The organism is Cohnella laeviribosi DSM 21336 (assembly GCF_000378425.1).
In the GTDB taxonomy this organism is placed as follows: domain Bacteria; phylum Bacillota; class Bacilli; order Paenibacillales; family Paenibacillaceae; genus Cohnella; species Cohnella laeviribosi.
Window position 1 is genome coordinate 1 of the sequence record NZ_KB899883.1, and the last position, 5,145, is coordinate 5,145.

A 5,145-nucleotide genomic window follows, 5' to 3' on the forward strand; every position below is an offset into this window, starting at 1 on the left:
TACTCGCTCGTGATTTTCTTCTTGCTTTTCCCATTGCGGCTATTGCTCGTCTGCTTGTTCTGCACATCATGCTTCTCGTAACCCAGATGGGTGTCCATCTCGGCCTCAAGCATCTCCTGCAACGTTTCGGCAAACAAGTCTTTCAAAGCATTCTGTGCGTCCTGAGCGGTGACCAGGTTATTCTCCTTGATAAACGCTCGAAGTTGCTCCTTCGACCACAATCCCATGTGTGCTCCCAACCTTTCTATTATTCCTATTGTAGCAGGTCTGGGAGTTTATACATTTTATTTTACAGACTCCATTTCTTCCGTAGTCTTGCAATTTCTCGATAACGACCTGCGCCCGGGTTATCAAGTTTTAATCGAACAACGAATAAATCCAGGCTTTAGTGCTATTAAGAGCCGCACCGTGAGTTTGAGATTAACGATCACGGCCGCCGAAATCGATTGAAGCTACGGAAGTTCTCTCCTTCGCACGAGCGTGCAACCCATACTCGCAATCTTTTTTTCAGTTCCTTGTTGACGAGTTCTCACACGTAGGGAATCATATCGACCATGACATTCTGATCGTACCAGATTTTGTACTTAAACATACTATTACAATTGATCATCCTTCAAAGATTTTAACTCTGTTTAGTAGAAGCAAGTTACTAGTAAACAAATCACCTGCATGTGGTACGTAACTGAATAAAAATGATATCGGGCCAGATTGACCCGATAAATTATTGTAAAATTTTATATATAATACCTTTATCAACTAACGAATAAATGAAATTCTGAACATCACGATAAATTATATTTTGGGGAATAAAGGACAATCCAAGAACATAGCGTTCAGCTACCCGTCTTCCCAATTCATAAAAATAATCTCCATATATGGAGAATTTCATATCTTTATCTCGATAGGAATAGCTTCCGATACGTTCTTCAGCAAAGCTAAACTCTTCTGGGTATGTTGACAAGACAGATGCCAAGTCTTCATCTCTTGTTAAATAATAATAACCATTTCTTAGAATAAACTGAATATGAACCCAATCTTTTTCTTCAATTAATTGAGCAAGTTGAACAAAAAGATTAAATGATTTCTCAAAGTTAAAAGGTGAGATTGTAAAATTAATTTTGTCTAGTTCATCCTGCCGGATGGAACCTTTTTCGTCCTGCTTCTTCCCAATTTTGTAAACAATTTTTATACCGTAAACAAGTATGCTCTGTTGTTTTTCAAAAAACTCATAAGAGTGCTTAATATTGTGCTTAGTGAGATATGTTTTTATATTCTTGAAAAACTCTTCTACGTTGTATGTCACTTTTCCGCCACTTGTAGTTCCGTACTCCAATAATAACTCATATTTAACACAATCAAAAATTTCGCTTAAATCCAGATTATTGAATGATTTATTTTGAAAATCAATGATACTCATATAATCATTATCAGAAATCTTCTCTTCAAAGCGATAGTCAAATTTTTTATTTATTATAGTAATAAAATTATTTAATCCATCGCCGGAAGTAATATTGAATCCCTGGAGCAAACTTAAAGGAGGTTTCAATAATGCTATATCAACTCCAATTCCTACAGGAATAACTTCTATGTCTTTGGAGTATGCAAATCCTGCTTCAAAATAAATCCAATTAGTATCTAATGAATTTGGTGTTATAAAAACAAACATTAATGAAGCTTGATTCAGGCCTTCTTCAATTTTATGCACCCAATTTCTTCCAAATGGTATACTTTGACCATCGCTCGAAAGAAATATTTCCAGTACACCACCAGTAATGGAATCCAACTTTGATTTTATAGCCAGTATCAAATCCTTGTCTTTACTTGAATGGCTAAAAAAGATTGTTGGTTTGTTCATATTATTAATTTCTCCCCAAATCTCATTCTAATTCAAGACAGCATAATTATAGTGCTTAGGGAAATGAGCATGACATACAATGATGGAACACAATAAGTTTAATTTTCTACCTGTTTCATCAATTGTTATATATCATTTTTCTTTTCCGAGGCACATTAACAATATTGCAAAAACAAAAGTTCTAATGCCATTACAATTTAAAACTCGCTGCTGATCACTTAATACATTCTAATAACAGTATTGAAAATTAATATAACTTTGTAATTGTTCCACAGCTTTTTCTGATATTTGAGGTACACAAATAAATAAATTTTTCATTGCTCTACTACATGCTACATAATAAACGCGGTGATCTTCGTTGTTTTCAATATCAGGATTCAATAAAAACGCCAAATCTCTATCTTCTTTGTATTTTTGTCTGTCTTTTGGCTTAACGATGACAAAAACATTCTCAAATTCACTTCCTTTAGCTTTATGAATTGTACGATGTGAAGTATAATCTTCTGATGTTCTTACCATTACGGCCACTTCTGAATACAATAAGCTTCTATAAAATTGCTCAATCTTGGGTGAGTTTATTTTGGATAAACCAAAACAATTGCAATTCCAGTCATATACTTTTTCATACAAATGCCAAAGTGATTTATTTTTAAATGTTTCATAGTCATTAAAAAGCTCGTAAATAAACTCCAACGATGCTTTTTGCCCATTATAGTTATCTTTTGATTTCAAGTGCCTGCTTAATTCCCTTATTGCATCTTTAAAATTGAACACCCTAGCATACTCAATGGATTTGATAATTGAAATTAGTACTTTCTTTCGGCCGCTATTTGAGTCCTCATCAAATACTTCTTCAATTAATATCGAATCTTGATTGTCTACTTCTAAATTATTTCGAAGCGCATTAGCGGTAGTATTGGCAAAAGATAAAGTTACCACTTCATTTTCTCCGTAAATTTGTTTTGCGTATCTCAGTGCATCTAATGGTTTTCCGACAAAAATAATAGGAAGCTTTCCTCTTTTACAATCCGGACTTCTTTGAACAATGTCTCTTCTAATTAAATTTAGTATATCTATTATTTCTTGGGTACTTCTATGATTGTCATTTATTTGATAATCAGACATATTATTTAAAGAAAATGTCTCGAATTGTTTTACATCCGCACCATTAAATTCATAAATTGATTGTGCCTTGTCTCCAATGACGCCAATAATAACTTCTTTTTGAGCTATTAACTTGATGATTTCTGTTTGCAATGGAGATGTATCTTGAAACTCATCAATGAACAAATACGGAAACTTGGCACGTACAATGCGCAAGATTTCGGGATAAGCGTTAAGTAGCTCCCATGAAAATGCTAAAACATCATCATAATGAATAACGCCTTTTTCCCAAAACTTTTTTTTATATTCGAAAAGGCTTTTATTATAATCACCCTTTCTACCTTTAATGTGCAAAGCCAGTTCATGCGACCGTCCATCAACAAGCCAAAACAGTCTTTTCATGTCTTTTGTTGTCACTCTTCTATATGCCAATCCTGTTTGTTGTAAGAATCCTTCCGAAGGTATATGCTCATAGGGACCATCTATTTTTAATGGATCGAGATTATATTTATTAGCAATTAAGAAAATAAACGGTTTAACTATATGAGCAAAGAGAAAACTATGGATTGTGCTTACTTCTACATGATCAGTTTCATCACCTAATCTCTTTACAATCGTTTCAACACCAATATTTGTATAGGTAATACAAGCAATTTTCCTATTTCTTCCTAAACGTTTTGAGTTATGAAGCACATTTTTGATATGATTTATTAAAAATCGAGTTTTTCCAGCTCCAGGACCAGCGATAATCTTAAAATGTTGTTCAATATCTATTAAAGTATCGGCATGAATTAACTGCATATCCACGATATCGCATCCTTAATGTATTTTGGAACTTTAAATAAAACACATTGTCTAGGATCATTACCTGATATTAAAGGACTGTGTCCCATTGAGTTTTCCTCCAACACTTTTGATAACTCGTAAGCATTCTCACCTTTATCAACGGAATTAAGGTATCTAGCCGCGATAAGATGTTTACGACTATCCTGACCAGGATACTTTTTTATAGACTCGATAATTCTAAGATTTTCTGCGCCTTTTTTACTTACAACCTTTATCATTTCATCTAACTTCTCTTGGTTATGATAAAGATCCATAAGTCTATTTAATTCTTTATTATTAGATACAGATTTGGTTAAAAGTAACTTACAGGATGGATTTGAATACGCTAATTCATATTCGAATGTTTTTCCTTTTCCAATTTCTTGAGCAAAACACCGAATGTTTTTGGGGAACGTTTCATCCAGCAAATCATTTGAACATGACTTATACTCATATTGATCATTTTCTAAATTCAATTCAAAAGAGTAACATTTTTCAAACTTGGATTCATCCTCATTTTTCTTTTTTCTAAGTGGATCAAGATCTGTAATGCATGCGACTTTTTTATGTAAGGTATATGGTCTAGATGAGTCAAATAACTTTAGAAAATGTTTAAAGTATCTGCTTCCAATATTGATTACTGATATATGACTACTTTCAAGATCAAATCCTGCATAATGTGCAAATACCGGCATAGTAAGTTGTTCAGCAATTCCTTCAACCAATATAACTCCTTTGGCAAATAACATATCTGATTTCGTAACATCCAAAAACCTTTCTACATATGCTTTTGATTCCTTTTCATCACCAAAAGCTTTTCCTAGTAAGCTACATTTAATGAATTGTCTTCTTTCCTATGAAGACATATAATCTGATCCAAACCTACAGCGGCCGTTATATTCGGCGAATGTGTAGTAATAAAAATTTGTCTAACCTTTTCTTTTGAATTTTCCTTTAAAAACTTAAGGAATTTATACTGCATTGCAGGATGCAAATGAGCCTCTGGTTCTTCTATAGAGAGAACGGGAAATACTTTTGCATTACTGCCAAGGTAATCACCAGAAGCATCTCTCTGCATCTTTGCTAAAAGGAGCCATTCCTGTAATGAATGAATTCGAGGTTTGAATGAAAAAAGTACCTTCTGTATACTGGGGAACGTTCCGACCAAAGAACAAATCCCAGCGCAGGAGGCACTCTACAATGAAGTATAAACACGCCAGGAAACAGAATCAACGAATTCAACAAATTACCGAATCAACTCTTGTTGTCGGGGCCGACATTGCCAAGAAAACACATGTCGCCAGAGCCGTCGATTTCCGCGGAATCGAGCTCGGTAAAGACTGCGTGTTCGGCAATGATCA

The 5,145-nt window shown here is 34.0% G+C and carries 5 protein-coding genes and 1 pseudogene; 1 reads left to right on the forward strand and 5 read right to left on the reverse strand.

Translation table 11 applies throughout. The annotated features are described in order from the left end of the window. From F560_RS0121780 to F560_RS26685, 5 genes are all read right to left on the reverse strand, one after another. Window positions 1–227, reverse strand: a 227-nt coding sequence (locus F560_RS0121780) for a transposase (protein ID WP_026298471.1), incomplete at its 3' end; no start/stop codon positions are given. Between the two features lie 494 nt (window positions 228–721). Beyond that, on the reverse strand, window positions 722–1,855 hold the full coding sequence (locus F560_RS24775; RefSeq protein WP_019007831.1) for a toll/interleukin-1 receptor domain-containing protein: 1,134 nt from the start codon (window positions 1,853–1,855) through the stop codon (window positions 722–724). 228 nt (window positions 1,856–2,083) lie between these two features. Continuing rightward, complete coding sequence (locus tag F560_RS0121790) at window positions 2,084–3,760, reverse strand: UvrD-helicase domain-containing protein (protein ID WP_026298470.1); 1,677 nt, start codon at window positions 3,758–3,760, stop codon at window positions 2,084–2,086. Further along, window positions 3,751–4,554, reverse strand: coding sequence for an ATP-dependent endonuclease (locus tag F560_RS25835; protein ID WP_156829097.1), 804 nt, complete (start codon window positions 4,552–4,554; stop codon window positions 3,751–3,753). Before F560_RS25835 ends, F560_RS0121790 begins: the two co-directional genes overlap by 10 nt. A 50-nt stretch (window positions 4,555–4,604) precedes the next feature. After that, window positions 4,605–4,862 (reverse strand): ATP-dependent nuclease, encoded by a 258-nt coding sequence (locus F560_RS26685; protein WP_083932176.1) that lies wholly within the window; start codon window positions 4,860–4,862, stop codon window positions 4,605–4,607. 122 nt (window positions 4,863–4,984) lie between these two features. On the opposite strand from F560_RS26685, the pseudogene F560_RS25840 reads away from it, so the two are divergent. Then, window positions 4,985–5,145 (forward strand): annotated as a pseudogene (locus F560_RS25840) (IS110 family transposase); the annotation flags it as partial.

Bases quoted from the DNA above. Each gene is read 5' to 3' on its own strand.
- F560_RS24775 (WP_019007831.1), bottom strand. From the start codon at position 1,855: ATGAACAAACCAACAATCTTTTTTAGCCATTCAAGTAAAGACAAGGAT.
- F560_RS0121790 (WP_026298470.1), bottom strand. From the start codon at position 3,760: ATGCAGTTAATTCATGCCGATACTTTAATAGATATTGAACAACATTTT.
- F560_RS26685 (WP_083932176.1), bottom strand. From the start codon at position 4,862: ATGCAGAGAGATGCTTCTGGTGATTACCTTGGCAGTAATGCAAAAGTA.